Below are 24,618 nucleotides of genomic sequence, written 5' to 3'. Positions count from 1 at the left end.
GTGCGCGGCCGTGCCTCGGACGCGACCCCGTGCCTGGTGACACGAGTAGGAGAAACCCCTCCGTGACTGCACTTCCCGATGTCAGATCCTCCCGATGGACGGCGCTGGCCGCCCTTCTCACCACCAGTGTGCTGCTGACCGCGTGCGGGTCGAGCACCGCCGGCTCCGGCTCGGACAGCGGCCGGGCGAGGTCCGGCGGCACCCTGACCTTCGCGGTGGGTTCGGACGCCGGCTGCGTGGACCCCCAGCAGGTCGCCAGCAACGACACCATCTACTCGGTGCGCCAGATCGTGGACTCCCTGACGGACCAGGACCCCAGGACCGGCAAGATCGTGCCGTGGCTGGCGAAGAGCTGGGACATCAGCTCCGACGCGACCACGTTCACCTTCCACCTGAGGTCGGGCGTCACCTTCAGCGACGGGTCCGGGCTGACCGCGCAGGTGGTCAAGGACAACTTCGACGCGGTGCCGAAGCTCGGCGCGCTGGGCACGCTGGCCGAGGGCTACCTCAGCGGCGTCAGGAGCACCACGGTGGTCGACCCCCTCACCGTCAGGGTGGCCTTCAGGAAGCCCAACGCCCAGTTCCTGCAGGCCACTTCGACACACTCGCTGGGAATCGAGTCATCGGCGAGCGTGCGCAGGACACCGCAGCAGAAGTGCAGTGCCGGAGTGGTCGGCTCCGGACCCTTCACGCTGCAGCGCTACGTGCAGAACCAGTCGATCACCCTGTCCAGGCGCAGCGGGTACGCCTGGGGTTCCTCGCTGTGGAGCAAGAAGGGCGAGGCGTACCTGGACAGGCTGGTGTTCAAGGTCGTACCCGAGGCGGGGGTGCGCACCGGCAGTCTGCAGTCCGGCCAGGTGGACGCGATCGGCAGCGTCGGCAGGGCCGACGAGGCGGCGCTCGGGGGAGGCCGGGTCACGCTCCAGCGGCGGGCCAATCCCGGTGTGGTGTTCGGCCTCGGGTTCAACAACGCGCGACCGCTGCTGAAGGACGCGCGGGTACGCCGGGCGATCGTGTTCGGCATCGACAGGCAGCAGATCGCCGACACGGTGTTCCCCACCGGCACCCGGGCGGCCACCAGCATCCTCGCGCACACCACGCCCGACTACACCGGCCTCGGCCCGGATCTGGCCTTCGACGCGGCGAAGGCGAAGTCCCTGCTGGACGCGGCCGGCTGGAAGTCCGCCGGCGACGGCATCCGGACCAAGGACGGCAGGAGGCTGAGCCTGACCATCGACTGGTTCCCCAACGCGGCCACCAACCAGCCCGCGCTGGAGCTGGTCCAGCAGCAGCTCAAGGCCATCGGCGTGGCGGTGACCCTCAAGCAGCTCCAGGTCACCCGGTTCGCCCCGACGCTCCAGTCGGGCGACTACGACGCGGCCTGGGGCAACGGCACCCGTGCCGACCCGGACATCCTGCGCAGCTCCTTCTCCACCGGGCTGGCCAACTTCTACCGCGTGCCGGCGGGAGATCTGGACACGGCGCTGTCGGCGCAGGCCACGACCACGGCCCCGGCCGAACGCGAGCAACTGGTCGCCCGGGCGGAGCAGTTGATCGTGCGGAACGCCTACTACGCGCCGGTGGTGGAGCTGCAGACCCAGCTGGGGGTCTCGAAGAGGGTGCACGACCTGGACTTCGACGCCTCCAGCCGGATCCAGCTGCACGACACCTGGATCGGCTAGCCCGTGCGCCGCTATGTGATCAAACGGCTCGCCCAGGCGGTCGGGGTGCTCTGGGCGGCCTACACGGTCTCGTTCCTGGTGCTGGACTACCTGCCGGGTGACCCGGTCACGGCGATGGCCAGTGCCGGAATGGACTCGGGGCAGGTCGACCCCCGGCAGACAGCCGCCCTGCGGCACGAGTACGGCTTCGACAAGCCGGTACCGGTCCAGTACGCCGAGTACCTCGGCCGGGCGGTGCGCGGGGACTTCGGCGACTCGGTCGCGACCGGCCGGCCGGTCACCCGGGTGCTTGCCGACGCGCTGCCGCAGACCGTCCAGCTGACCGGCGTGGCGCTGCTGCTCGCGGTGGTCCTCGGCGGTGGTCTGGCGTTGGTGGCGACGTACACCGCTCGGCGATGGCTGCGGCAGCTCCTGCTGTCGCTGCCGCCGCTGGGGGTGTCCGTCCCGACGTTCTGGGTGGGGCTGCTGCTCGTCGAGGCGTTCTCCTTCCGGCTGCGCTGGTTCCCGGCGTTCGGCAACGACGGCCTGAGGGGGCTGGTGCTGCCGGCCCTGACGCTGGCGGTCCCGACCGGCGCGCAGGTCGCCCAGGTGCTTGCCAAGAGCCTGCTCACGGCGCTCGATCAGGCGTTTGTGGAGACCGCGCGGGCCAAGGGCGCCGGCCGGTGGCGGGTGCATCTGCGGCACGCGCTGCGCAACGCGTCCCTGCCGGCGCTGACGGTCGTCGGTCTGCTGGTGGGGCAGCTGATCGCCGGTTCGGTGGTCGTCGAGACGGTGTTCTCCCGCGACGGCCTCGGCCGGGTGACCGCGGCCGCGGTCACGGCCCAGGACATTCCGCTGGTCCAAGGGGTGGTCTTGTTCGGGTCGCTGATCTTCGTGACGACCAACCTGGTCGTCGACCTGGTCTATCCACTGCTCGACCCGCGGGTCGTGGTGGCCTCGGGCGGAAGGGCGGGTGCCGCATGAGCCGGAGCCTTGTCGACGACGCGGTCGAGGCGGCGCCGGGACCGGCCCGCCGCGTCGGGGTGGGGCCCCGGCCGGGGCGCCGCGTGGACGTGCGTCGGCTGCTGCGCTTCGTGGTGCGCCGCCCGGGGCTGCTGCTGTCGGTGGTCGTCCTCGTGCTGGTGGTACTGGCCTCGTTCCGGCCGGGCCTGTTCACCTCGCAGGACCCGTTGAGAGGCGTGCCGTCGCAGAACTTCCGCGGCCCGAACGGCGCCCACTGGTTCGGCACGGACGAGCTGGGCCGCGATGTGTTCTCCCGGGTGGTCCACGGCGCCCAGCTGTCCCTGAAGGCCACGCTGATCGCGGTGCTGGTCGCGTTCGTCGTCGGCGGTCTGCTCGGCGTGGTCGCCGGGTTCGTGGGCCGCTGGGTGGACGACGTGCTCATGCGCTTCGTCGACGTGCTCCTGTCCATCCCCGCGCTGTTCCTGTCCCTGGCCCTCGTCACCGCGCTGGGATACGGGACGGTGAAGGTCGCGGTCGCGGTCGGCATCGCCAGTGTCGCCGCGTTCGCCCGGGTGGCTCGCGCGGAGGTGCTCCGGGTGCGTCAGGCGGTGTTCGTCGAGGCGTCGCGGTCGTGCGGGGCCCGCTGGTACTCGGTGCTGGGCCGGCATGTGCTGCCCAATGCCGCGGGCCCGGTGATCGTCCTGGCCACCCTCGACTTCGGCTCCGCCATCCTGGCCGTGTCGGCGCTGAGCTTCCTCGGCTACGGGGCGCCCCCGCCGGCCCCGGAGTGGGGGACGTTGATCTCCGACGGCCGCAACTACCTCGCCAACGCCTGGTGGTTGAGCGCGCTGCCCGGGCTGGCGATCGCCGCGACCGTGCTGGCCGCCAACCGCATCGCCCGCGCGCTGGACGGCGAATGGTCCCGGCAGCGATGACCGAGGAACGGGAGAACCGCAGTGACCGTGAAAACCGCGCCGAACGGGAGAACGACGTGGACGGTGACGACGTGACCGCACCACTGCTGGAGATACGCGGCCTGTCCGTGTCGTACCGCACCCGGGGCGGCGCGGTCGCGGCCGTCCGGGGCGTGGACCTCGACGTCCGGCCGGGGCAGGTGACGGCGGTGGTCGGTGAGTCCGGCTCCGGCAAGAGCACGACCGCCCACGCCATCACCCGGCTCCTGCCGGGCAACGGCAGCATCGACGCCGGCACGATCCGCTTCGGCCGCCACGACCTCGCCGCACTGTCCGAGGCGGAGCTGCGTACGGTGCGCGGAGCGCGGATCGGGCTGGTGCCCCAGGACCCGGCGGTCTCGCTCAACCCGGTCAAGCGGATCGGCGAACAGGTCGCGGAGGTCCTGCGTATCCATGGTCTGGCGACCCGCCGCTCGGCCCCCGCCGAGGCGGTCGCCGTCCTGGACCGGGCCGGGCTGCCCGATGCGGCCGTCCGGGCCCGGCAGTACCCGCACGAACTCTCCGGCGGCATGCGGCAACGCGTCCTGATCGCCATCGCCGTCGCCGCCGAGCCCGAACTGATCATCGCCGACGAGCCGACCAGCGCCCTCGACGTCACCGTGCAGCGGGTCATCCTCGACCATCTCCAGCGCCTCACCGAGGAGTCGGGCACCGCGGTCCTGCTCGTGACCCACGACCTCGCCGTCGCCGCCGACCGGGCCCAGCGCCTGGTGGTCATGGAGCAGGGCAGGGTGGTGGAGGCGGGACCGACCCACGACATCCTCGCCGACCCGCAGGACGAGTACACCCGCCACCTGCTGGCCGGCGCCCCGAGCATGGCCACCACCCGGCCCCGTACGGCCGTACCCGCGCCGCGGGCGGACACCGCGCCCCTGCTCGAAGCGCGCAACCTGGTCAAGGAGTTCAGGCTGCCCCGCACCGGGGACGGGCCCCGGACCCTGCGCGCGGTCGACGACGTCAGCTTCGCCCTCCACCGCGGCCGGACCCTCGCCCTGGTCGGCGAGTCCGGCTCGGGCAAGTCCACCACGGCCCGCCTGGTGCTCCGGCTGGCCGAGGCGACCGCCGGACAGGTGCTGTTCGACGGTACCGACGTCACCACCGCGCGAGGCGCCCGGGCGAGGCAGCTGCGCCGGCGCGCCCAGCTCGTCTACCAGAATCCGTACGCCTCGCTCGACCCCCGTTTCTCCGTCGCCGAGGTGATCACCGAGCCGCTGCGCGCCTTCGGGGTCGGCGACCGCCTCTCCCGGCGCGACCGGGCCCGCGAGCTGCTCGACCGGGTGGCGCTGCCGGCCGCCACGCTGGAGCGCCGCCCGGCGGAGCTGTCCGGCGGGCAGCGTCAGCGGGTGGCCGTCGCCCGTGCTCTCGCCCTCTCCCCCGACCTGGTGGTGTGCGACGAGCCGGTCTCCGCGCTCGACGTGTCCGTACAGGCCCAAGTCCTGGACCTGCTGGCCGAGTTGCAGGCCGACACGGGCGTGGCGTACCTCTTCATCTCGCACGACCTGGCCGTCGTACGCCAGATCGCGCACCAGGTCGCCGTGATGCGGGCCGGCCGCGTCGTCGAGACGGGTCCTCCGGAAGAGCTGTTCACCCGCCCCCGCCACGCGTACACCCGTGAGCTGCTCGCGGCGATCCCCGGCGGCCGTGTCCCCTCCTGCGCCAGCGGGACCGCCTCGGCGGTCCGGACACGGTGATCCACTCGCCGTCGTCACGGCGTCCCCGAGCAGACCCGTCCGCCCTCGCCGCTTCGTGGTCATCCCCTCGAAACGATAGAAAGGTGGTATGAGCGGAGTTTCCGGTCAGTCCGGGCAGGATGCGTCCGGCGCGTCCGATGCGTCCCTGCGGACCCCTCGGCCCGGTCGGCGCCGTCGGGCGGTAGCGCCGTGGCGGTCGGGCTCGCTGCTGAGCCTGCGCAGCCTCGCGGGTCAGGTCTTCCTGCTCCAGCTGGCGGTTGCGATGCTGCTCGTCGCCGCCGCCCTGGTGGCGCTCGTCGTGCAGGCGCAACGCGACGTGCGGGCGGACGCCCGAAACCGGACTCTCACCGTGGCGCAGACGTTCGCGAACGCCCCGGGGACCGTGGCGGCACTGAACAGCGCGAACCCGACCGCGGCGCTGCAGCCGCACGTCGAGGCGACCCAGCGGACCACCGGCGTGGACGCGGTCATCGTGTACGGGCTGAACGGGATCACCATCGCCCACAGCGACCCGCGCCTGGTCGGCAAACGCGTCATCGGGCCCTACGCGGCGGCGGCGACCGGGCAGCCGTTCACGAGTACGTTCCAGGGCGCACTGGGGCTCTCCGTGGTCTCGGCGGTGCCCGTCAAGGATCCCGGCGGTTCGGTCATTGCCATCGTCTCCGTGCCCGTCAGGGTCGAGAGGGTGCAGCACCGGGTGAACCAGCAGCTGCCGGTCCTCCTCGTCGGCGCCACCACCGCCCTGGTCGTCGCCGTGGGCGGGTCGGCCCTGGTGAGCCGGCGGCTGCGGCGGCAGACCCGCGGCCTGGGGCCGACCGAGATGACCCGGATGTACGAGCACCACGACGCGGTGCTGCACGCGGTGCGCGAAGGAGTGCTGATCGTCGGCGGTGACGGCCGGCTGCTGCTGGCCAACGACGAGGCCCGACGGCTGCTGGGCCTGCCGGCGGACGCGGAGCGGCGGCACATCACCGATCTGGGGCTGGACGAGGACCTCGCCGACCTGCTGGCCTCCGAGCGCCCCGCCACCGACGAGGTGTACCTGGCGGCCGACCGGCTGCTCGCGGTCAGCAAGCGGCTCACCGCACCGCACGGACCGGGCGGCAGCGTGGTCACGCTCCGGGACACCACCGAGCTGCGGGCCCTCACCGGCCGGGCGGAGGTGGCACGCGAACGGCTGCAGTCCCTCTACGACGCCGGAATGCGGATCGGCACCACGCTCGACGTGAAGCGCACGGCCGAGGAACTGGCCGAGGTGGCGGTGACCCGGTTCGCCGACGTCGCCACCGTCGATCTGCTGGACCCGGTCCTGCGCGGCGAGGAGATCGCCTGTGCGCCCGCCGAGATCACCGAGCTGCGCCGCAGCGCCGTCGCGGGACTCGACGCGGACCATCCCCTCCACCCCGTCGGCGAACTGATCCGGCCCGTCCCGGCCCACCCCGTCTGCGTGGCGATGGCCGAGGGCCGCCCGGTCCTCGTCGGGGACCTGGGCACCGCCGGCGCCTGGCAGGCCCAGCAGCCCGAAGGTGCCCGGCGGATCCTTGAGCACGGTATCCACTCCATGCTCGCGGTGCCCCTGCGCGCCCGCGGCGTGGTGCTGGGCGCGGTGGTCTACTGGCGCGCGCGGGGATCCCCGCCGTTCGAGGACGAGGACGTGTCCTTCGCCGAGGAGCTGGCCGCCCGGGCAGCGGTGTGCATCGACAACGCCCGCCGCTACACCCGCGAGCACTCCATGGCCGTCGCCCTCCAGCGCAGCCTGCTGCCCCGCGCACTGCCCCAGCAGGCAGCCCTGGAGGTCGCCTACCGCTATCTGCCGGCCCAGTCCGGGGTGGGCGGGGACTGGTTCGACGTCATCCCGCTGTCCGGTACCCGGGTGGCGCTGGTCGTCGGCGATGTCGTCGGCCACGGTCTGCACGCCGCGGCGACGATGGGCCGGCTGCGCACCGCCGTGCACAACTTCGCCGGCCTGGACATGCCCGTGGAGGAGCTGCTGGGCCGGCTGGACGAGCTGGTGGCACAGATCGACGCCGAGGAGGCCGGCGCGGCGGAGCACGAGCAGGACGTGATCACGGGGGCGACCTGCCAGTACGCCGTCTACGACCCCACCTCCGGGAGACTGGCCGTCGCCAGCGCCGGCCACCCCGGACCGGCGGTGGTCCGGCCCGACGGGACCGTCGACTTTCCCCGGCTGTCCGTCTCCCCGCCGCTGGGACTCGGCGCCGGCCTGCCGGTCGAGACCACCGAGCTCACCGTGCCCGAGGATGCCCGGCTGGTGCTCTACACCAACGGGCTGATCGAGGACCGCACCCGTGACCCGGACGCCGGCACGGCGGCCCTGCGCGACGCCCTGACCGGGCCCGCGCGCACGCCGGAGGCCACCTGCACGGCGGTGATGGAGGCCATGCTGTCCGACCGGCCCCGGGACGACATCGCGCTGCTGGTGGCCCGCACGCGCCGGCTCGGACCGGATCAGGTCGCCGAGTGGGAGGTGCCCCGTGACCCGGCGGCGGTGGCCCCGGTGCGCGCCGCCTGCGCCCGCCGGCTGACGGAATGGGGGCTGGAGCAGGTCGTCTTCACCGCCGAACTCATCCTCAGCGAGCTGATCACCAACGCCGTCCGCTACGGCGCCGAGCCCATCACCGTACGGCTGCTCCGCACGGAGCCGGACGGCAGCCCCGATGCGGGCACCCTGATCTTCGAGGTCGCCGACGGCAGCAGCACCTCGCCGCGGCTGCGCCGGGCCAAGGTCACCGACGAGGGCGGCCGCGGACTCTTCCTGGTCGCCCGCTTCGCCGAACGCTGGGGGACCCGCTACACCGCCACCGGCAAGGTCATCTGGGCCGAGCGGTCCCTGGCGCACGACGCCACACCGGAGGCGGAGGGACTCGGCGACTCCCTGCTCGACCAGTGGGACGACATCGCGCTGTAATCGCGCTGTGGAAGTGCCGTAGAAGACGGCGATCCCGGGCTTCCCGGACGGCATTCCGCCGTCGAGGCGGCCGGGTACCCTGGCCTCGATGACCATTTTGTCGATGTTTGTCGGCGCCGTGGAGCCGAACAGGCGGGGTGAGGTGACCGCCTCGTCCCCTCACGTCCGGGAGCAGCCGTGACCGTACCGTGTGCCCGAGCAGCGGCGGTCCTCGGCTGCTTCGCCCTCGCGGCACTCGGTGTGAGCGCGTGCGAGAGCGCACCGCCCGCCGGCCCCGTGAAGCCGTCGGCGGCCACGTCCGCCGAGAGCGTGGGCGGCCTGCGCGCGCTGATCGCCGCGGCGAGACACGAGGGCGCGCTCAGGGCGGTGGCGCTGCCGCGTGACTGGGCCGGCTACGGCAGTCTGATCGACGGCTTCGAGAAGAAGTACGGGATCAGGGTCACGGTCGAGAACCCGCTGGGCCACAGCGAGGACGAGATCGACGCCCTGGCGAAGCGGGGGAACCGGCCGACAGCGCCGGACGTGATCGACGTGGGCGACACGTTCGCCCGCAAAGCGGCGGAACAGAACCTTCTCGCACCGTACAAGGTGGCCGCCTTCGACCAGATCCCCGCCAATCAGAAGGACGCGAACGCCCGCTGGACCAACAACTACGGGGGTTACATCTCCATCGGCTGCGACGCCCACCGGGTCACCCCCTGTCCGCAGACCTTCGCCGATCTGCTGAAGCCCGCCTACCGGGGCAAGGTCGCGCTCGAAGGCGACCCGCCCCGGTCGGCCACCGCCTTCGCCAGCGTCTATGCGGCCGCGCTGGCGAACAACGGGTCGTTCGACGATGTCCAGCCCGGCCTCGACTTCTTCGCCGAACTCCACAAGCGCGGCAACTTCAACCCTGCCGACTCCGACTCGGCGACGATCACCAGCGGCCGGACCCCGGTCGGCATCAACTGGGACTACGTCAACCTCGGCTACGCCGACCAGCTCCGCGGCAAGGGCGTGAACTGGCAGGTCGCGATCCCGTTCGACGGCAGCTTCGCCCAGTACTACGCGCTGGCGGTCAACAGGCGCGCCCCGCACCCGGCGGCGGCCCGCCTGTGGCAGGAGTACCTCTTCAGTGCCGAGGGCCAGAACCTCCGGCTGCGCGCCTACGCCCGCCCGGTGCTCATGGACGTCATGCGGCAGGACGGCACCCTCGACAAGGCCACCGCGGCACGACTGCCGACGGTCGAGGGAACGCCGCAGTTCCCGTCGGACGCACAACTGGAGAAGGCGCGGGAGACGGTCACCCGGGGCTGGGCGAAGGCCGTCTCCGGCCGGCCGTAACGATCCCCGCCGCCCATGAGGGGTGCGACGAGCGGACCCGGTCGGGTGCGAGCCGCTCAGAGCCCGGGCGGCGGGCGTGGACGGCAGATCTCGCCCGTGCCCAGAGCGATGACGGCCCGGGGGCGCATCGGTTCGTCACCGTGCCGCGAGAGCAGGACCACGTCCTCGACCGTGGCCGACAGGGTGCCGAGCCGGGCGGCGCACTCGGCGGCGAGCCGCCGCGGGTCCTGTGTCCGGCCGAGCGACAGATGCGGGGTGAAACGGCCGCCACGGCCGCCGCAGAGCGGGAACCGCGCCTCCAGCGCCCTGTACAGCCGGGCCCAGGGCGCCGCGCCCGCCGACGCCGGATCGAGCCACACCGTCGCGTAGTGCCGGTGGCGGAAGTACCGCGCCCCGGCCAGTCGCGCCGGGAACGGCGCCGTCTGCGCCGCCCCGGCGCGCAGCAGCGGCAGCGCCCGCGCGAACTCCTCCTCCGGCACGAAGCCGAACAGCAGATTCACATGCGGCGGCCAGCGCCGTACCTGCGGATCGTGCTCCAGGCGGATCTCCTGGATCGCCGGCCAGAGCTCCGGCGGCGGCAGCCAGGCCACCGCCGTCCGGGGTGTCGGCGCCGCGGCGAGCACGTCCACCGGCTCGGCCCCGGCGGCATCCGCGATCCCGTCCACACCGCCATCCTCCGCGGCACGCCCCGCTCGGGTCCAGGGCTCAGGGCCGGGCCCGGGCGATGAGCAGCGCCACGTCGTCCTCACCGCCGGGCGAGCGCAGAAGCTCCAGGATGCGGTCGCAGGTGCACTCCAGATCGTGGCCGCAGGTCGCGGTGAGGGCGTCGAGGAGGGCGTCCAGGCGGGCGTCGATGGGTTCGCTCCGGGTCTCGACCAGGCCGTCGGTGTACAGGACCAGCGCGTCGCCGGGGCGGAAGGCGATCGTGGCGGCCTCGAAGGGCACCCCGCCGACGCCCAGCGGCGCGCCGGTGGGCAGGTCCAGCAGCCGTGCCGCCCGCCCGGCGCGCAGCAGGGCCGGGGGCAGATGGCCGGCGAGGCAGATCTCGCACTCGCCCCGGTGCGGGTCGTAGACGCAGTAGATGCAGGTGGCGATGGTCTGCTCGATGCCTTCGGTGAGGCGGTCCAGGTGATGGAGGGCCTGGGCGGGGGCGAGGGAGAGCTCGGCGAAGGCACGGGCGGCGCTGCGGAGTTGGCCCATGGTGGCGGCGGCATTGATGCCGCTGCCCATGACGTCCCCGACGACCAGGGCGGTGCGGTCGCCCTGCAGCGGGACGGCGTCGTACCAGTCGCCGCCGATCTCGCTCGCGGCGCCTGCGGGTTGGTAGCGGCAGGCGACCTCCAGGCCGGGCAGGTGCGACGGGCGCTCCGGAAGCAGGCTGCGCTGGAGGGTGAGGGCCGCATGGCGCTGGGCCTGGTATCCGCGGGCGTTGTCGATGCACACCGCGGCTCGGGCGGCCAACTCGCCGGCGAGGAAGGCGTCGTCGTCGTCGAAGGGCACGGGGTTGCGGGTGCGGACGAGGTCGAGGGCGCCCAGGACTTCGCCCCGGGCCAGGAGCGGCACGGCCAGATAGGAGTGAACGCCGCCCGCGGCGAGGGCGGAGGCGGCCTCGCCGTGCCGGGCGATGCGCTCCAGATCCTGACGGGTGGTGTGGGGCACCAGCACCGGTCGGCGGGTGCGCACGCAGTGGGTGATCAGGCGGTCGCTGTCGTAGATGGCGAGTTCCCCCGGCGGGTCGGCCGCGTGGACCGCCTCGGTGGCGTGGGCCGCGCTGACCGCGAGGGCGCGGAAGCGGGCGGGTCCCTCGTGCGGCGCGCTCCGGCAGTCGAGGGCGCTGTCGAGTACGTCCACGGCCGCCACGTCGGCCAGGTCCGGTACGACGACGTCCGCGAGCTCGCGCGCCGTCGTCTCCAGATCGAGGGTGGTACCCACACAGGCGGAGGCTCTGGCGATCAGTGCCAGCCGTTGCCGGGCCTGTGCCGCCTCGGCAGCGGCCCGGTGACGCTCGGTGACGTCGATGACGGAGTAGGCCAGTCCCAGCACCCGCCCGGCGGAGTCCTCCAGCCGGTAGTACGAGACGGACCAGGCATGCTCGTGGTCCGGGTCGCCGGGCGGATGACAGACGATGTCCCGGTCCACGACCGACTCGCCGGTCTCCAGGACACGGCGCAGACGTGCCTCGGGGTCCGTGTCCAGGAAGGTCAGGACCTCGCCGACCGGCCGGCCCAGACGCTCGGCGGCGGACTGGCCGGTGATGCGTTCGAGAGCAGGGTTCACGGCCAGGTACCGCAGGTCCGGGTCCAGAATGGCCAGCCCGACCGGGGACTGGGACACCAGGCGCATGGCCAGGGCGGCATCTCGCTCGACCCGCTCCACGGCGGCCTGGTCCGCGATGAGGCCCAGGGCGTAGACGTCACCGAGGTCGTCCAACAGTCGCATGTTGCGGAACTCCACCAGGCGGGTGCTGCCGTCCTTGCGCCGGATCGGGAACGCCCCCGCCCAGTCGGTGCCGGACTCCATGATCTCGGCGAACACCTTGATCACCGCGTCCCGGTGCTCCTCGTGGACGGTGAGCCGAGCCGCGTGCTGACCCAGCGCCTCCATCGCGGTGTAACCGAACAGTTCCTCGGCCTTCGGGCTCCAGAAGACCACCTGGCCCTGCGCGTTCAGCACCACCGCGGCGACGCTGAGCAGATCGAGCAGGCCGCTCGGGGGCGCGGCGGGACCCGCCACCGACCGGCCATGGCCTGCTCGGGAGGAGTCCATCGTGCCCATGCCTCATCGTCCTTCCCGCTCGGCGCCTCGGCGCTTGCCGTACCGGCGGGTGTGCTGCCTTCATCCATCGTCGGCCCAGAACCCGCCGACACACACCTGGACCGGCTGCCGGCACCGGCCGGTGGCACCGGCGGCAGCCGGCGTCTCAGGGGCCGTCCGGCCGGGCGACGGCCCGGCGGAGCCGGTCCAGCGAGGGCAGGCCGACGACGCGGCACGACAGACTCGGTTCCTCGCCCGGGCGGGCGAACGGATCGGTGCCGTCGACCAGCAGCGTCGGTGAGCCGTGCATGCCCAGGTGCTCGGCCTCCTCCGGGTCGGTCACCTCGCGCCAGGTCACGGTGACGTCGTCACGCCCCTCCAGGGCGAGGGTCAGGCGCTCGTGCAGCGGCGCGGTGTGCGGGCACGCCGGCACGACCAGGACCGTCAGTTCCATGACCGCAGCGTAGCTCCGCGCGGGGACGCCGCTCACGGGTGCGTACCGGACCGCTCGTCCACACCGCCGCCGGCACCGGCCCCGCAGGTGGTGTTCCCCGACCAGCGGGACGCTCGCCCGGATCGCGCCCGGCACCCAGCGCGCCCGCGGTCCGGGCCAGGAGGAGGACGGTGACGCAGACGGTGGTGATCAGGACGAGTAGAGCGTGCAGATTTGCCATGCCTCCAGGCTGCTCCGCGGCACCGCCGATCACCACAACCCACGGGTCGATGGAGAGGCCTCCACCGGTCTCCGTCCACGGGTGGAGAGCCCCTGAGCACTCGGTCAACTCCCCTCGCCGATCACGGCGGTTCGGGCGTGTCCCGGTGATGCCGCTGCTAGCCTGCGCGCAGAGGCCCCGGGCGGTGCCCGAGCGGAACCCGCGTGGGGCAGGGAGGAGCTGACCGCCGTGGTCGAAGCGTTCGCCGTGTACCGGGACGCCCTGCGCGAGGCGTGGGGCGACTGGTGGCTGACCTGGCCCCTGCTCCAGGACGTGGCCGTCGGGGACGTCCTGCACGACGCCCGGGGTTCCGTCCGCACGGCCGGGACGCTGGGCGACCGGCGGATCACGTGCGAGGAGACGGCACCCGCGGCCCGGGGTTCGTTCGTGTACGACGCCGGGGGTGGGGTCGACCTGCGTTTCAAGGCGTCCGGCGCCACCGACCCGCTGTTCTCGGCCCTCGTCGACGCGGACGCCGGTGTGCTGCTGCGGTTCGCCCGGGAGCGGGCGGCGCTGGTGGCGTACCGCGGCATGACCGGCAGCGGGGTCACGGACACCCGTGCCCTGGCCCGCGCGCTCGTGCGCCGCTACTGGGAGGGCCGGTGGGACGCGGAGCTGCTCGCCGTGACCGAGGTGGTCCGGGCCGAGGCCGCCGCCGTGCTCGTGGCCGCCGGTGCGGGAGCGGCCGTCGAGCTGCGTCTGACCACGTCCGCGGGCGTCGGCCCGCTGTCCCTGCTCGACCTCGCCGGCGCGGCACGGATCGCGGGCAGCCGGCACCTGGGCTTCCAGTGGATCGGCGCGTCCGTCACGCCGCTCCACCGCGTCGTACGGCTGCGGACCACCTGGCTCGGCGGGGTGCGCGAGGAGTACGGGCCGGTCCAGCCCGGGCGCGGCCTGGACGCGGAGCCCGTACCGCCCCTCCTGCTGGAGCAGGCCGGCGACGACCCCGCCGCCGTCCTCGAATCCCCGCCCCAGCCCCTCCCGGCGGCGGAGCCGACGACGGCCCCGGCCCAGGACGCCCCCTGACCTCCCCCGCCCGGCGCACCGCCGTCCGTGAGCACGCCGTCGCCGGGCTGGAGGCGGAGCTGCGTCGGTGGGAGGCGGTGAGCCGCGCGGGCGGGCCGCTGGAGAAGCACCGCAGTCAACTCGACGCGGTCGGCGCGCTGTTGGGTGCCGCGGTGGCCGACGTGCGCGTCCGGCTCACGGACGGGCGCGCCCGCGAGGTGCCGGGCCGGGTGCTGGACCTGCACCACGTGTGGGATTTCTACCGCACCCGGTTCCTGCTGCGCCACGTGCGCGCGTACCGCCGTTTCCTGGACGTCGCCGACGAGCTGGCCTGGGAGACGTACGGCCCGGTCGTACGGCTCCCCGGCGCCCGGCCCAAGGAGCCGCCGCTCGTCGGGTTCAGCCGCGCGGCCTCGCCGCGGGCGCACCGCAGGGGCGGCGCCTACCACGATCTGCTGCCCCGGGGCGGCATCCACACCCCCGAGGGGCGGGCGGCCGCGGCCCGGCTGCCGTTCCCGGTGATCGACGTGCCCTGGTCCTTCGGCTCCCATCTGCCCGCCCTGCTGACCGTGGCACACGAGGCCGCCCACCACATCGACGACGACTGCGGCCTCGGCACGGAGATCCGCGAGCGGGTCGCGGGCGCCCCGCTGGCGCCGGACCGCCGCGCGCACTGGGTGCGCTGGGCGGGCGAGGCGTTCGCCGACGTGTGCGCCGCCGTGCTGTGCGGCCCCGCCTACGCCGCCGTACTCGCCGACCTGCTCGACAGCGGCGACGGCGGTGAAAGTGGCGTGGACGAACGGGACTTCGACGGCCCGCACCCACCCCCGGCAGCCCGCCTACGGCTGGCCGCTGCCGCCGCCCGCCTCGCCGGACACCCGGACGTGCAGGCCGGGGATGTCGAGGACGACAAGGACAACGCGTACGGCCAGGAAGCGGCCGTCGTGGCACGGGCGTTGACGACGGGCGGCTGGTCCGGGCTGCACGGGCTGTCGCTCGCCGGACTGCTCGTCCCGGAGCGCGCGTCCGCCGGCGCGACCGTGCCCGAGGGGGCCCGGCGGCTGCTGGCCGGGGGCCCGTCCCGGTGCTCCTCGGCGGCCGGGGTGCTGGCCGCGGCCGCCCTGGCCTTCCGGTGCGACCCGACCGCGTACGACCGGCGTGACGTCGGCGAGCGTGCCGTCACCGAGGTGCTGGCACTGCGGGCGTCCGGCACCCGTGCAGGCGCCGGACCGGAACCACCGGACGAGCAACGGCACAGCAGCACACACCGGGCGGCGGGCCTTGCCGTGCTCGCCGCGCTCGACGCCGTCGAGGAGTCAACTCATCCTTGATCATGGCGAGTTGGCGGGACATCAGAGGTACGCTGGCGGTGGCGTGCCGACCGGACGGGGGACGGCGGATGGGGATGCGGTGGACACCGGCGGTCCTGCAGCGCGAGCGGCACGGGAGGGTGCAGTGCCTGCTGTGTCCCTTCCGGTGTGCGCTGAAGGACGGCGAGACGGGGCTGTGCGGGGTGCGCCGCCGCTCCGGTGACCGGCTGGAGACGGCGACGTTCGCGTCGTCCGTACGGCACTGGGACACCGTCGAGCGCAAGCCGCTCTTCCACTACCGCCCGGGCACACCCTGTCTCACCCTGGCGGCGCCCGGCTGCACCTTCGCCTGCGACTACTGCATCAACCACCGCATGTCCCAGTACGGCCGCGAGGACTCCGTCCGCTGGGACGCCGAGCCGGTCGACCCCGAGGACGTGACCGCGGAGGCCGCCGCGCGCGGGGGCTGTGTCGCGATCTCGTACACCGAGCCCTCGCTGGCCATCGAACTCACGGCCGCGCTCGCCGATTCGGGCCGCCCGCTCGGGGTGGACGTGGTCTGGAAGAGCAACGGCTTCCTCACCCCCGAGGCCGTCGACCTCGCGGCGCGCCACGTCGCCGCCGTCAACGTCGACGTGAAGACCCTCGACGAACGCGACCACCGCGAACTCACCGGCGCCCGGCCCGGACCCGTCCTCGACACCCTCGCGGGCCTGCGGGAGCGCGGGGTCTGGGTGGAGGTGTCGACCCCGCTGATCCCCGGCCTCACCGCCGGGCCCGGCACACTGCGCCCGATCGCCCGTGCGCTCGCCGCGCTGGACCCCGCGATCCCCTGGCATCTGGTCCGCGCCACCCCCGCCCACCGCCGCACCGGCCACGCGCCCACCCCGGTGGCCGACCTGGCGGCCGGGGTGCGGATCGGGCACGAGGCGGGGCTGCGGCACGTGTACGTGGAGCGGGCCCTCGGCGCGGACGGCCGGGCCACGCGGTGCGCGGGATGCCGTACGACCGTGGTGGCCCGGGACGTCTGGGCGCTGGGCCGGAACGTTCTCGACGACGGCAGGTGCCCGCGGTGCGGCACCGTGGCGGAAGGACGATGGTGAGGCGATGACCGAGTACCGGATGGTCGAGCACATCCCCGACCTGATCCAGCCCGAGGAGTACGAGGAACATCCCGAGGGGCGACTGGTGCGGATCAGCATCCGTGTCGACGGCGACGGGGTCCAGGTGCTCGGCGACGCCTTCCGGCCCGAGGTGCTGGAGCAGTTGCTGGAGCGGCTGGGCCCCGACGCGATCGAGCAGATGCTCTGCGGCTGAGCGACGGCACGGGACTCAGTCGTCCGACAGCAGTGCCGTCAGCGCCGCCCGCAGGTCCTCCGGGGCGGGTTCGGGCGCCAGCACCTGGCGGTGCCGGGCGGGCTCACGCCACGGGACGCCCGGGTAGTGCACGCGCAGTTCGCGCAGTCCGGGCCGGGGCACGGGCCGTAGGTAGGGGTGCGACAGCAGGACCATCCGGGGCGGCCCGGACAGGTCGGCGGTGAGCCGGGCCGCGACCACCTCGGCCTCGCGGAACGCGGTCGGCACATCGCCCGCCGACAGCGGTCCGGCGGCCCACACATGGACCAGGTCCTCCGGGCCGAGCAGCAGCCGGGACCGCCAGGGCTCACCGAGCGGAACGAGCGCGCAGGGCCGGCCGAGCCGGAGCACCGTAACGGCCATCAGATGGGCGGCCAGCCGCAGCACGGAGCCGACCTTGCCGTGCGTGGCGGGGGTGTCGTCCAGCACCAGCACCAGTCCGTGCGGATCGCGTGGCAGCCGGCCGCTGCTGGTGCGGTACAGCAGCTCGTCCCGGGCATGCCGGGCCCGCAACAGATCGATGGGCAGGGCGAGTTGGGTGGGCAGCAGCCGGGTGGCGGGGCCGTGCCGGGCCAGTCCGGAGCGGCCGGTGCCGCCGGCGCCGCCCATGGCGAGCCCGGTGTCGCCGTCCAGGAGACGCAGGCCGAGCAGGGCGCGCTGGGCGGGGCCGGGCGGGGTGAGGGAGAGGCGCAGGCGGCGCATCCGGGCGGGCAGTGTGGGATCGACGGCGACCGCCTCGGGGCCCAGGATGCGCAGGAGGGCCACCAGCCGGTCGTCCACCGTGCCCAGGGCGGCGGTCAGTTCGGTCAGCGCCGGTGCGGAGGCGCGGGCGGGGATCGAGGAGCCGGTCAGCGCCCGGCCCAGCGCCTGGGCGAGGTCGGCCGGGGTGACCTCGGGCGGGGCCAGGTACGCCGGTGCGGCGGGCAGGTCCGCCACCAGCAGCAGCGCCAGTCCCGCCAACGCGGGCCCCGGCCAGCCCAGTTCGCGCAGCGCGTGCAGGCCACGGTGGTCGGCGAGGGCGCGCAGCCGGGGCGGGACGGTGCCGCGCAGCAGGGCCAGGACATCGCCGAGCAGGTCCAGCGGTACGCCGAAGCCGTGGACGGCCGCCAGCACCCCGAGGCGTACCAGTTCCTCCTGGCCGTTCGGCGCGACCCGCGCGGCGGCGGTGCGCGGGCCGCCGGTGAACAGCTCCCACAGGACCGCGGCGCCCGAGTTGTAGGTGGCCGCGAGCGTGTCGCCGACCGGTGACCAGCGCAGCGTCCACAGATGCCCGCCGACCCCGTCCGGGGGCACGAGCACGCGGATGCGGCGTGGTTCCTCGGTGTCCCAGACCTCGGCCACGGAGTCCTGTTCGGCGGTGGCGAAGGCCAGCAGCCGGGAGTCGGCGCACCAGGACAGCGCGGGCGCCCAGTCCCGGCCGCCGGCCTCGCCGAACGTCCGCAGGCGCTGCCAGGTACCGGTGTCCCAGACCACGACCGGGCCGCCGGCGCTGCCCGCGGTCGCGGCGAGCCGGCTGCCGTCCGGGGACCAGGCCACCCGGCACACCAGGGCCCGCGGGTCGGGCCAGTCGAGCACGTGCACCCGTCGGCAGCGGCCGCCCGCGCCGACGCCCCAGACGACGACACGGCCGCGGGTGCCGGCGGCGAGCAGCCGGCCGTCCGGGGACCAGGCGGGCCGGCGCACCCCGTCCTCGACGGGCAGCCGCTGCGGTCCGCCGGCACCCGGGCCGAGGTCGTGCACCTGCAACATCCGCGGGTCGGCGCCCGGTTCGGGCACCGCCCAGCGCAGCGGGCGCACCGGGTCGGCGCTGACCGCCTGCCCCGCGGTGCGCTCGGCGAGCACGGTGCCGTCGCGCGGGTCCACGAGGCGGTTGACGCCCTGTTCGTAGTGGGCGGCCAGGACCAGCACCGGGCGGTCGCCGGCCAGGCAGGCGGCGTCGTACCAGCCGTGCGGGAAGCTCGGCACGGGTGCCGAGCCGTGCGGTTCGGTGGCGTCGGCGGCGTAGGCCAGGATGCGGCCGGGGCCGGACTCGCACCAGTGGCCGGCGCCGTCGGGCGACCAGACCAGGGCGGGTGCGACACAGCCGGTCCCCGCCTCGGGCAGCCGCAGCGCGCGCAGCACGCCCGGGGGCCGTTCCCCGGTGCGGGTGTGGACCTTGCCGACGGTCACGCCCATCGCGTTGGCCCAGCGGTGCAGCGCGGCCGGGGCGCGGCGCCGGTGCGAGCGCGGTACGGCGCCGGTCGGCTCCCACACCGCGACCGTGTCGGGATCGAGCCGGGCGGCGAACAGTCCGCTGGCGGACAGGCTCAGTTCGCCGGGGCCGGTGACCCGGCCGGGCAGCTGTCCGAGGAGGTCCAGGCGCGGGCCGAGGACGCGCAGGCCCTCCAGCGCGGAGCCGGCGACCAGCAGGGAGCCGTCGTGGCTGAACGTCAGCGCGTTCATCCGGTACGGCACGAACTCGCGGCCCAGCTCCCGGCCGGAGCCGGGATCCAGCAGCCGCAGCCCCGCGTAGTCCTCGACGGCGATCGTCCGGCCCTCCGGGGAGCAGGCGACCCGGCGCAGGCCCTCGAACAGCCCGCCGAGGGTGCCGGTCATGGTGCCGCCGTGCGGTTCCCACAGCTGCGCGGAGGTCGCGGTGGCCACGCACAGGGTGTCCTGGCGGCCCGGGATCCAGCACACCTCCACCACCGGGTCGACCCCGCGCAGCCGGGTCACCGTGCCGTCGGCGCGGCCGAGCAGCAGCACGTCGCCCGAGCCCAGCCCGGCCGCGAGGTGCCGGGCGTCGGGCGACAGGGCGAGGGCCGTGATCTCGCCCTCGGTGTGCAGCGCGGCGGGGAGTTCCACGGCGTCGCCGGTGTCGGCGTCCAGGAGGACCGCGCGGCCCGCGCCGAGCAGGAACAGGCGGTCGCCGTCGGGGCTCCACACGGCCGCGTCGGTGCCGGAGTGCCGGACGGTGCCGGGGGTCGGGCCGGGCCAGGGCAGCCGCCACACGACGCGCCCCTCGTCGTCGTAGCGCACGACGTCCTCGGCGTGCACCACGACGAGTCCGGTGCCGTCGGGCGACAGGCACAGGCAGCGGGCGTCCGGCGCGGGCACGGTGAGGATCTGCTGGGCGTTCCAGGCGCCGGCGGCCGGTGTGCTCACCGGCCCTCGCCCAGCTCGGCGGCGGCCCGCTCGTACATCTGCGCGGCGCGCTGGAAGTGGCCCGCCTGTTCGAGGAGTTCGGCGGCCTCGCGGTACTCGCCGCGCAGGGAGTGCTCCATGGCGGCCTGGTTGAGCCGGCGCCGCTCGGCCTCGGGGGTGCGGGGCGCGGCCGGGGCGGCGGGCTCGGGGGCGGGTACGGCGGCGGCGACCCGGTCCAGCAACTCCCGTGCGGGGCCGGACAGTCCGGCGGCGAAGGCGGGCGGTTCGGGCACCCACAGGTGCCAGGCCGGCCGTACGTCCTCCAGGCGCAGCCGCCAGGCGCCGTCCCGGCACAGCACGGTGACGACGTCGGGGCCGAGGCCGAGTACCTCGTCGCGTGCGGTGTCGGGCAGCGGCGGGTTGAGGACGCAGCCGCTCTCCAGGTACAGGGCGCCGGGTCCGGCCTGGTAGACGGGGACGCCGAAGGGCAGGGTCTGGCAGAGTCCGGGGGGTTCGGTCACCAGGTGGCGGCCCGGTCCGAAGGCGATCACGGCGGTCTCGTGCAGCGGCCGGGAGCGCAGGAAGCGGCGCAGCAGGGCGAGTTCGGCGTCCGCGATCAGCACGGCGTCGACCCGGTGCGGGGCGCGGGCGCTGGTCACCAGGCGGACCGGCACGGCGGGACCGAGGGGCGGCACGGGCACGGAGGTGCGCGCGGGCTCCCCGGTGGCCAGCACCGGGCGCGCGTCGAGGAGTTCGCCCGGCCGCTCGTCGTCGCTGGGCCGCCACTGCCACGGCATGCCGGACCCGGCGCGCTCCACGACGAGGTGCCGTCCGAGCGGGATGTCCTCCAGCAGCACGGCGTCGTCCAGGGGCAGTCGCAGCCGCAGGTCGATCAGGAGCCGGCAGTCCGGGTCGGCCGCCCGGCAGGCCACCGTCCCGGGCAGTCGGCCGCACGCCTCGACCAGTCCGGCGGGTACGGCGCCGGACGGGGCGCTCAGCCGCAGCAGCAGCCAGCCCGGGTCGCGCCCGCCGTCCCGGCCGATCCGCTCCACGGGCTGGAAGGTGATCGCCACCCCGGTGGCCAGGCAGCGGCGCAGCAGCCAGCGGGCGAGGGCGCCCGGGGCGAGGACCGTGACCTCCCTGAGCCCGGGGGGCGGGGTGTCCTCGGGGCTGTGCGCGGCGAGTTCGGCGAGGCCGAACTTGTCCCATCCGGCGACGGTGGACAGGTGCCCGACAGCCCGTGCGGACCGCCCCGCGGGTCCGTCGTGGCCGTGCGCCGTGTCGTGGCCGGGCGCCGAGCCGTGCCCCGGCAGCCCGTCGGGCCACAGCAGGCCGTCGGTGTCGGCGTGGCAGGCCAGGCCGCCGTAGGCGGGGGCGAGGGCGAGGGCGGGCTGTTGTCCGGGGTGGAGCAGGGTCCACACGGAGTGGTCGTGGGGCGATCTGCGCAGCGCCCGCGGGCCCAGTTCCACCGTGGCCGCGACATGCCCGAGGGCTGCGCGGGCGGAGGGGAAGCGGACCGCGACCGACCAGGCCGGGGATTCACCGCGCTCGCCCGGGTCGGCGGACGGGGGGTCGTCGGGCGGCGCGGGCGGCCCGTCGTGACCGCCGGGGATCACGGGGACCGCGGTGAAGCGGGGCGGCGGCGCCTCCGCGGGCCCGGCGGGCGGTGGCGGCGCGGACGGCTGGGGCGGCGCGGACTGCTGCGCGGGAAAGACGAACGGGAACGGACGCTTCTTGCGCCGCCAAGGAGTGGTCATGGGTCCCCCGATGAGTGGATCTGGTGCTGCCGCCGCGCGCTCGCCTAAGCCGGGACCGGGTGCGGTACCGGGTCCGGCGGTGCGGTTCCGGTGGGTACGCCGGTGGTGTCGCCCAGGTGCTCCGCGGCCCAGTGCTGCCAGCGCTCGGCGCAGCCGCCGACACCGGCCCGGTAGGAGGCGGCGAAGACGAGGGCGCCGAGGTCCGGGCGGTGGATCAGGCCGGCCGCGACGACCGCCCACCGCTCGGCGTCGGCCCGCTCCCGGGCCGGGGTGAGCGTGCCGATGCGCTCCGGCACCTCCGCCAGGGTGTGCAGCAGGGGTCCGCTGTCGCCGTAGGCCCGGGCGGCGGCGAGCTGCCGGCCGAGCCGGCGCCGCAGTTGCTCGCCCGGGGTCTGCGCCCGTGCGGTGGCGAACAGCTGCTCGGCGGTGGCGAAGGACCGGGTGAGGGTGACCAGGGTGAATCCGGCGCGCAGCAGGTCACCGCCCGCCTCGAAGCACGCGGCGGCCTCCTCGTAGCGGTGTGCGGACAGCAGGCACTCGGCGGCCCGGGTCGGCCGGCGGGCGCGCTGCCAGCAGTCGGCGGCGCGCGTCACGTCGCCCGCCTGTTCCCACAGTTCGGCCGCCTTCAGCGGGTGGCCGGCCTCGTCGTGGCAGCGGGCGGCCTGGGCGTAGTCGCCGGTCTGCTCGTAGCAGTGGGCGGCGCGCACCAACAGGTCGGGCGGTCGCGTCCTCACTGGAGGCGTTCCCGCTCGGGGGGCGCCTCGCCCGGCTGGTCCCGCTCGTGCGGCCGTGGCGGCTCGGGCACCGGCTCCCGGCCGGGTACGACCTCCTCGACACCGGGCCTGCGGTCCAGCACCCGCCCGATGCCGTGGGCGATCTCGTCGTGGGTGGCGTCGTGGTCGCCGACCCGGGTGGCGCGGCCGATGTCGTCCACCCGGAACAGCTCGACCTCGCCGGTCTCGGCGTTGTACCGGAACTCGACCCTGACCCGCATCGCTCAGGCCTCCATCTCGAACTGAATGTTGAGCATCCCGTCCGACTCGTCGACCCGCAGGTCCTGTACGCCGTGTTCGCGGGCGTACGTCACGATGGCGTCGCGGTAGGCCACGGCCAGCACCTCGTGCACGGGGCGCAGGAGGCCGGTGCGGGTGTCGCGCAGCCGGACCGCGGCGTCGCGTTCGAGTTCCTCGCGGCGCCGGCCGGCGCCGGCGGCGGCCCGGCGTTCGGCCTCGGCGCGGGCCTCGGCGTCGATGTCGTCGCGCTGGCCGGCGAGTTGGCGCTGTCCGGCGAGGCGCTGCTGTTCCTCCTCGCGCGCGATCTGTTCGGCGGCCTCGCGGTCGGCGCGTTCCTGGGCCTGCATCCGGGCGGTGCGCTCGGCCACCGACCGGCTCAGGCCGCCCCAGCTGTCGTCGTAGTAGCGCGCGCTCTCCTCGGCGACGGCGTTCACCTCCACCGTGCCCCGCAGGGTGCGGGTCACCTCGGCCTCGGCGGTGACGACGTCGGTGAGCCGGGCGGTCATCTCGATCTCGCCGGTGGCGAGGTGGTAGACGACGGTGCCGTGGTCGGTGTCGAGCCGGTAGGCGTCGTCCTGCCAGGTCCAGCGGGTGTCGGCGCCCAGCGCGGACTCGAAGGCCTTGCGGGCCGGGACACCGAGCAGGGTCCCGAACTCCTGGCGCAGGGTGGCCTCCGCGGCCACCTCGGTGCTGGCGCTGGCCGTGCGGCTGATCTCCTCCTGCCACATGCGGGTGAGCCGGCTGGAGGCCCGGACGCGGACGCGTCGGGGATTGCACATGGTGGGGTACCCCCTTGGGTGTTCCCGCCCTCACTCGAACTGGTCGAGCAGGGCGTTCACTTCGGCAATGATACGAGACAGCTCTGCCTCGGTCCCGGTGTTCACCGGCGGATGTTCTCGCAACTCCCGTGCCAGATCGGCGAGTTTGTGCAGTCCTTCGACGACGCTCCACTCGCTGGGCTGTCGTTCGCTTCTGAGCGGTGCGCCGATCTCGCGGGCGTCGAGCAGGATCTCGTGGTCGGAGCGGCGGCGCCGGGCCGGTTCCCCGCCGTGCTTCTCGACGACGGCCTGGACGGCCTCCTCGACGGTGGTGCGGTCGGCCGGGTCGGTCCAGATGTGGGCCAGCGGCCACAGGTCGGCCGGCGCGGCGGTGCGCGACTCGCGCAGCAGCGCGGCCGCGGCGACCAGCTTCAGGCTGCGCACCAGCCGGCGGTCCGAGAGCCGTACGCCCTGGATCAGCAACTGCCGTACCAGTTCCCGGTGTTCGCCGAGGACGGGGTCCAGGTCGACGTCCCGCAGCCGGAGGGTGAGGCGGCCGAGCCGTTCGACGGTGAGCGTGCCCGAGCCGTCGTCGGTACCGGCCGGGACGGGGGCGCCCGTGCGCCGTGCCTCTTCGGCCGTGTGCACGGCCTCGGTGAAGCGGCGGGTCTCGTGGCCCCAGCCCACCTGGAGCAGCCGTTCCAGGTCGGTGCCGCCGACCGGTTCGACCTGGAGGCGGAGCAGGAAGCGGTCGGAGAAGGCGGTCAGGCCCGGGTCGTCCGGTATCTCGTTGGTGGCGCCGAGCAGGCTGATCAGCGGGGCGCTCTGGGCCGCCGCGCCGTTGTGGTAGCGGCGCTCGTTGAGCAGGGTCAGCAAGGTGTTGAGGATGGCGCTGCTGCCCTGGAACACCTCGTCCAGGAAGACGAGTTCGGCCGTCGGCAGCATGCCCTCGGTGCGCACCTGGTAGGTGCCCTCGCGGAACCGCTCGAAGTCCAGCGCGCCGAAGATCTCCGACGGTTCCGTGAACCGGGTGAGCAGATAGCTGAACCGGCGGGCCTCGACGTGCCGGGCGAGGGCGGAGATCAGCTCGCTCTTGGCGGTGCCGGTGGGGCCGAGCAGCAGCGCGTGTTCCCGGCAGACCACGGCGAGTTGCAGCAGTCGTACGGCCCGCTCACGGCCGACGAACTCGTCGCCGAGCCGTCGCCGTACGTACTCCAGGTCCCTGATGGTGTCGACGGTGTCCTGGCCCCAGCTCACCGCGCCTCCTGCCTCGTGTCCCTCGTGTCCG

Annotated in this window: 19 protein-coding genes; 10 read left to right on the top strand and 9 right to left on the bottom strand. The window is 74.5% G+C overall.

Going from position 1 to position 24,618, the window contains the following annotated elements; genetic code table 11:
* Nucleotides 1–62 precede the first annotated feature (62 nt).
* The 6 genes from AC4OXY_RS41295 (at nucleotide 63) to AC4OXY_RS41270 (ending at nucleotide 9,541) form a co-directional block, all read left to right on the top strand.
* A complete protein-coding gene (locus AC4OXY_RS41295) occupies nucleotides 63–1,682 on the top strand; it encodes an ABC transporter substrate-binding protein (protein ID WP_491992281.1) in 1,620 nt (539 codons plus the stop codon).
* 3 nt (nucleotides 1,683–1,685) lie between these two features.
* On the top strand, nucleotides 1,686–2,645 hold the full coding sequence (locus tag AC4OXY_RS41290; protein WP_491992280.1) for an ABC transporter permease: 960 nt from the start codon (nucleotides 1,686–1,688) through the stop codon (nucleotides 2,643–2,645).
* The gene (locus AC4OXY_RS41285) at nucleotides 2,642–3,559 is read left to right on the top strand and encodes an ABC transporter permease (protein ID WP_491992279.1); all 918 of its coding nucleotides are present in this window, start codon (nucleotides 2,642–2,644) and stop codon (nucleotides 3,557–3,559) included. Before AC4OXY_RS41290 ends, AC4OXY_RS41285 begins: the two co-directional genes overlap by 4 nt.
* The gene (locus tag AC4OXY_RS41280; RefSeq protein WP_491992278.1) at nucleotides 3,556–5,289 is read left to right on the top strand and encodes a dipeptide ABC transporter ATP-binding protein; all 1,734 of its coding nucleotides are present in this window, start codon (nucleotides 3,556–3,558) and stop codon (nucleotides 5,287–5,289) included. Before AC4OXY_RS41285 ends, AC4OXY_RS41280 begins: the two co-directional genes overlap by 4 nt.
* Before the next feature lie 88 nt (nucleotides 5,290–5,377).
* On the top strand, nucleotides 5,378–8,218 hold the full coding sequence (locus AC4OXY_RS41275; protein WP_491992277.1) for a SpoIIE family protein phosphatase: 2,841 nt from the start codon (nucleotides 5,378–5,380) through the stop codon (nucleotides 8,216–8,218).
* 177 nt (nucleotides 8,219–8,395) lie between these two features.
* Nucleotides 8,396–9,541 (top strand): extracellular solute-binding protein, encoded by a 1,146-nt coding sequence (locus AC4OXY_RS41270; RefSeq protein WP_376291582.1) that lies wholly within the window; start codon nucleotides 8,396–8,398, stop codon nucleotides 9,539–9,541.
* Between the two features lie 56 nt (nucleotides 9,542–9,597).
* On the opposite strand, the gene AC4OXY_RS41265 is transcribed toward AC4OXY_RS41270, so the two are convergent.
* The 3 genes from AC4OXY_RS41265 to AC4OXY_RS41255 all read right to left on the bottom strand — a co-directional run bounded on the left by AC4OXY_RS41265 (nucleotide 9,598) and on the right by AC4OXY_RS41255 (nucleotide 12,749).
* Nucleotides 9,598–10,206, bottom strand: a complete 609-nt coding sequence (locus AC4OXY_RS41265; RefSeq protein ID WP_491992276.1) for a 2'-5' RNA ligase family protein — start codon at nucleotides 10,204–10,206, stop codon at nucleotides 9,598–9,600.
* Nucleotides 10,207–10,246: 40 nt separating this feature from the next.
* The gene (locus AC4OXY_RS41260; RefSeq protein ID WP_491992275.1) at nucleotides 10,247–12,316 is read right to left on the bottom strand and encodes a SpoIIE family protein phosphatase; all 2,070 of its coding nucleotides are present in this window, start codon (nucleotides 12,314–12,316) and stop codon (nucleotides 10,247–10,249) included.
* Between the two features lie 145 nt (nucleotides 12,317–12,461).
* Nucleotides 12,462–12,749 carry a hypothetical protein gene (locus tag AC4OXY_RS41255; RefSeq protein ID WP_376291574.1) on the bottom strand — a complete coding sequence of 96 codons (288 nt, stop codon included), beginning with the start codon at nucleotides 12,747–12,749 and terminating at the stop codon, nucleotides 12,462–12,464.
* A 448-nt stretch (nucleotides 12,750–13,197) separates the two neighbouring features.
* Between AC4OXY_RS41255 and AC4OXY_RS41250 the strand changes: the two genes are divergently transcribed.
* The 4 genes from AC4OXY_RS41250 (at nucleotide 13,198) to AC4OXY_RS41235 (ending at nucleotide 16,640) form a co-directional block, all read left to right on the top strand.
* Nucleotides 13,198–14,034, top strand: coding sequence for a hypothetical protein (locus AC4OXY_RS41250; RefSeq protein WP_491992274.1), 837 nt, complete (start codon nucleotides 13,198–13,200; stop codon nucleotides 14,032–14,034).
* Between the two features lie 77 nt (nucleotides 14,035–14,111).
* On the top strand, nucleotides 14,112–15,344 hold the full coding sequence (locus AC4OXY_RS41245; RefSeq protein WP_491992273.1) for a hypothetical protein: 1,233 nt from the start codon (nucleotides 14,112–14,114) through the stop codon (nucleotides 15,342–15,344).
* 74 nt (nucleotides 15,345–15,418) lie between these two features.
* Nucleotides 15,419–16,426, top strand: a complete 1,008-nt coding sequence (gene amrS / locus AC4OXY_RS41240) for an AmmeMemoRadiSam system radical SAM enzyme (protein WP_491992272.1) — start codon at nucleotides 15,419–15,421, stop codon at nucleotides 16,424–16,426.
* 4 nt (nucleotides 16,427–16,430) lie between these two features.
* Nucleotides 16,431–16,640: a radical SAM-modified peptide, FtsH ternary system-associated gene (locus AC4OXY_RS41235; protein ID WP_071384068.1), complete on the top strand. Its 210-nt coding sequence runs from the start codon at nucleotides 16,431–16,433 to the stop codon at nucleotides 16,638–16,640.
* 15 nt (nucleotides 16,641–16,655) lie between these two features.
* Here the strand turns inward: AC4OXY_RS41235 and AC4OXY_RS41230 are convergent, their stop codons facing one another.
* The 6 genes from AC4OXY_RS41230 to AC4OXY_RS41205 are packed head-to-tail and all read right to left on the bottom strand — an operon-like array spanning nucleotide 16,656 to nucleotide 24,587.
* Nucleotides 16,656–19,823, bottom strand: a complete 3,168-nt coding sequence (locus AC4OXY_RS41230; protein ID WP_491992271.1) for a hypothetical protein — start codon at nucleotides 19,821–19,823, stop codon at nucleotides 16,656–16,658.
* The gene (locus AC4OXY_RS41225; RefSeq protein ID WP_491992270.1) at nucleotides 19,820–21,559 is read right to left on the bottom strand and encodes a DUF8588 domain-containing protein; all 1,740 of its coding nucleotides are present in this window, start codon (nucleotides 21,557–21,559) and stop codon (nucleotides 19,820–19,822) included. The genes AC4OXY_RS41230 and AC4OXY_RS41225 overlap by 4 nt, the downstream gene beginning before the upstream one ends.
* Nucleotides 21,560–21,603: 44 nt before the next feature.
* Complete coding sequence (locus AC4OXY_RS41220) at nucleotides 21,604–22,293, bottom strand: hypothetical protein (RefSeq protein WP_491992269.1); 690 nt, start codon at nucleotides 22,291–22,293, stop codon at nucleotides 21,604–21,606.
* Complete coding sequence (locus AC4OXY_RS41215) at nucleotides 22,290–22,553, bottom strand: hypothetical protein (RefSeq protein WP_356034638.1); 264 nt, start codon at nucleotides 22,551–22,553, stop codon at nucleotides 22,290–22,292. Before AC4OXY_RS41215 ends, AC4OXY_RS41220 begins: the two co-directional genes overlap by 4 nt.
* 3 nt (nucleotides 22,554–22,556) lie before the next feature.
* The gene (locus tag AC4OXY_RS41210; RefSeq protein WP_376291559.1) at nucleotides 22,557–23,351 is read right to left on the bottom strand and encodes a hypothetical protein; all 795 of its coding nucleotides are present in this window, start codon (nucleotides 23,349–23,351) and stop codon (nucleotides 22,557–22,559) included.
* Nucleotides 23,352–23,381: 30 nt separating this feature from the next.
* On the bottom strand, nucleotides 23,382–24,587 hold the full coding sequence (locus AC4OXY_RS41205) for an AAA family ATPase (protein WP_376291557.1): 1,206 nt from the start codon (nucleotides 24,585–24,587) through the stop codon (nucleotides 23,382–23,384).
* Nucleotides 24,588–24,618: the final 31 nt, after the last annotated feature.

This window comes from Streptomyces sp. HUAS MG56, from assembly GCF_058673395.1.
The sequence above is the reverse complement of the archived record's forward strand: the minus strand, read 5'-3'. Positions and strand labels throughout refer to the sequence as shown.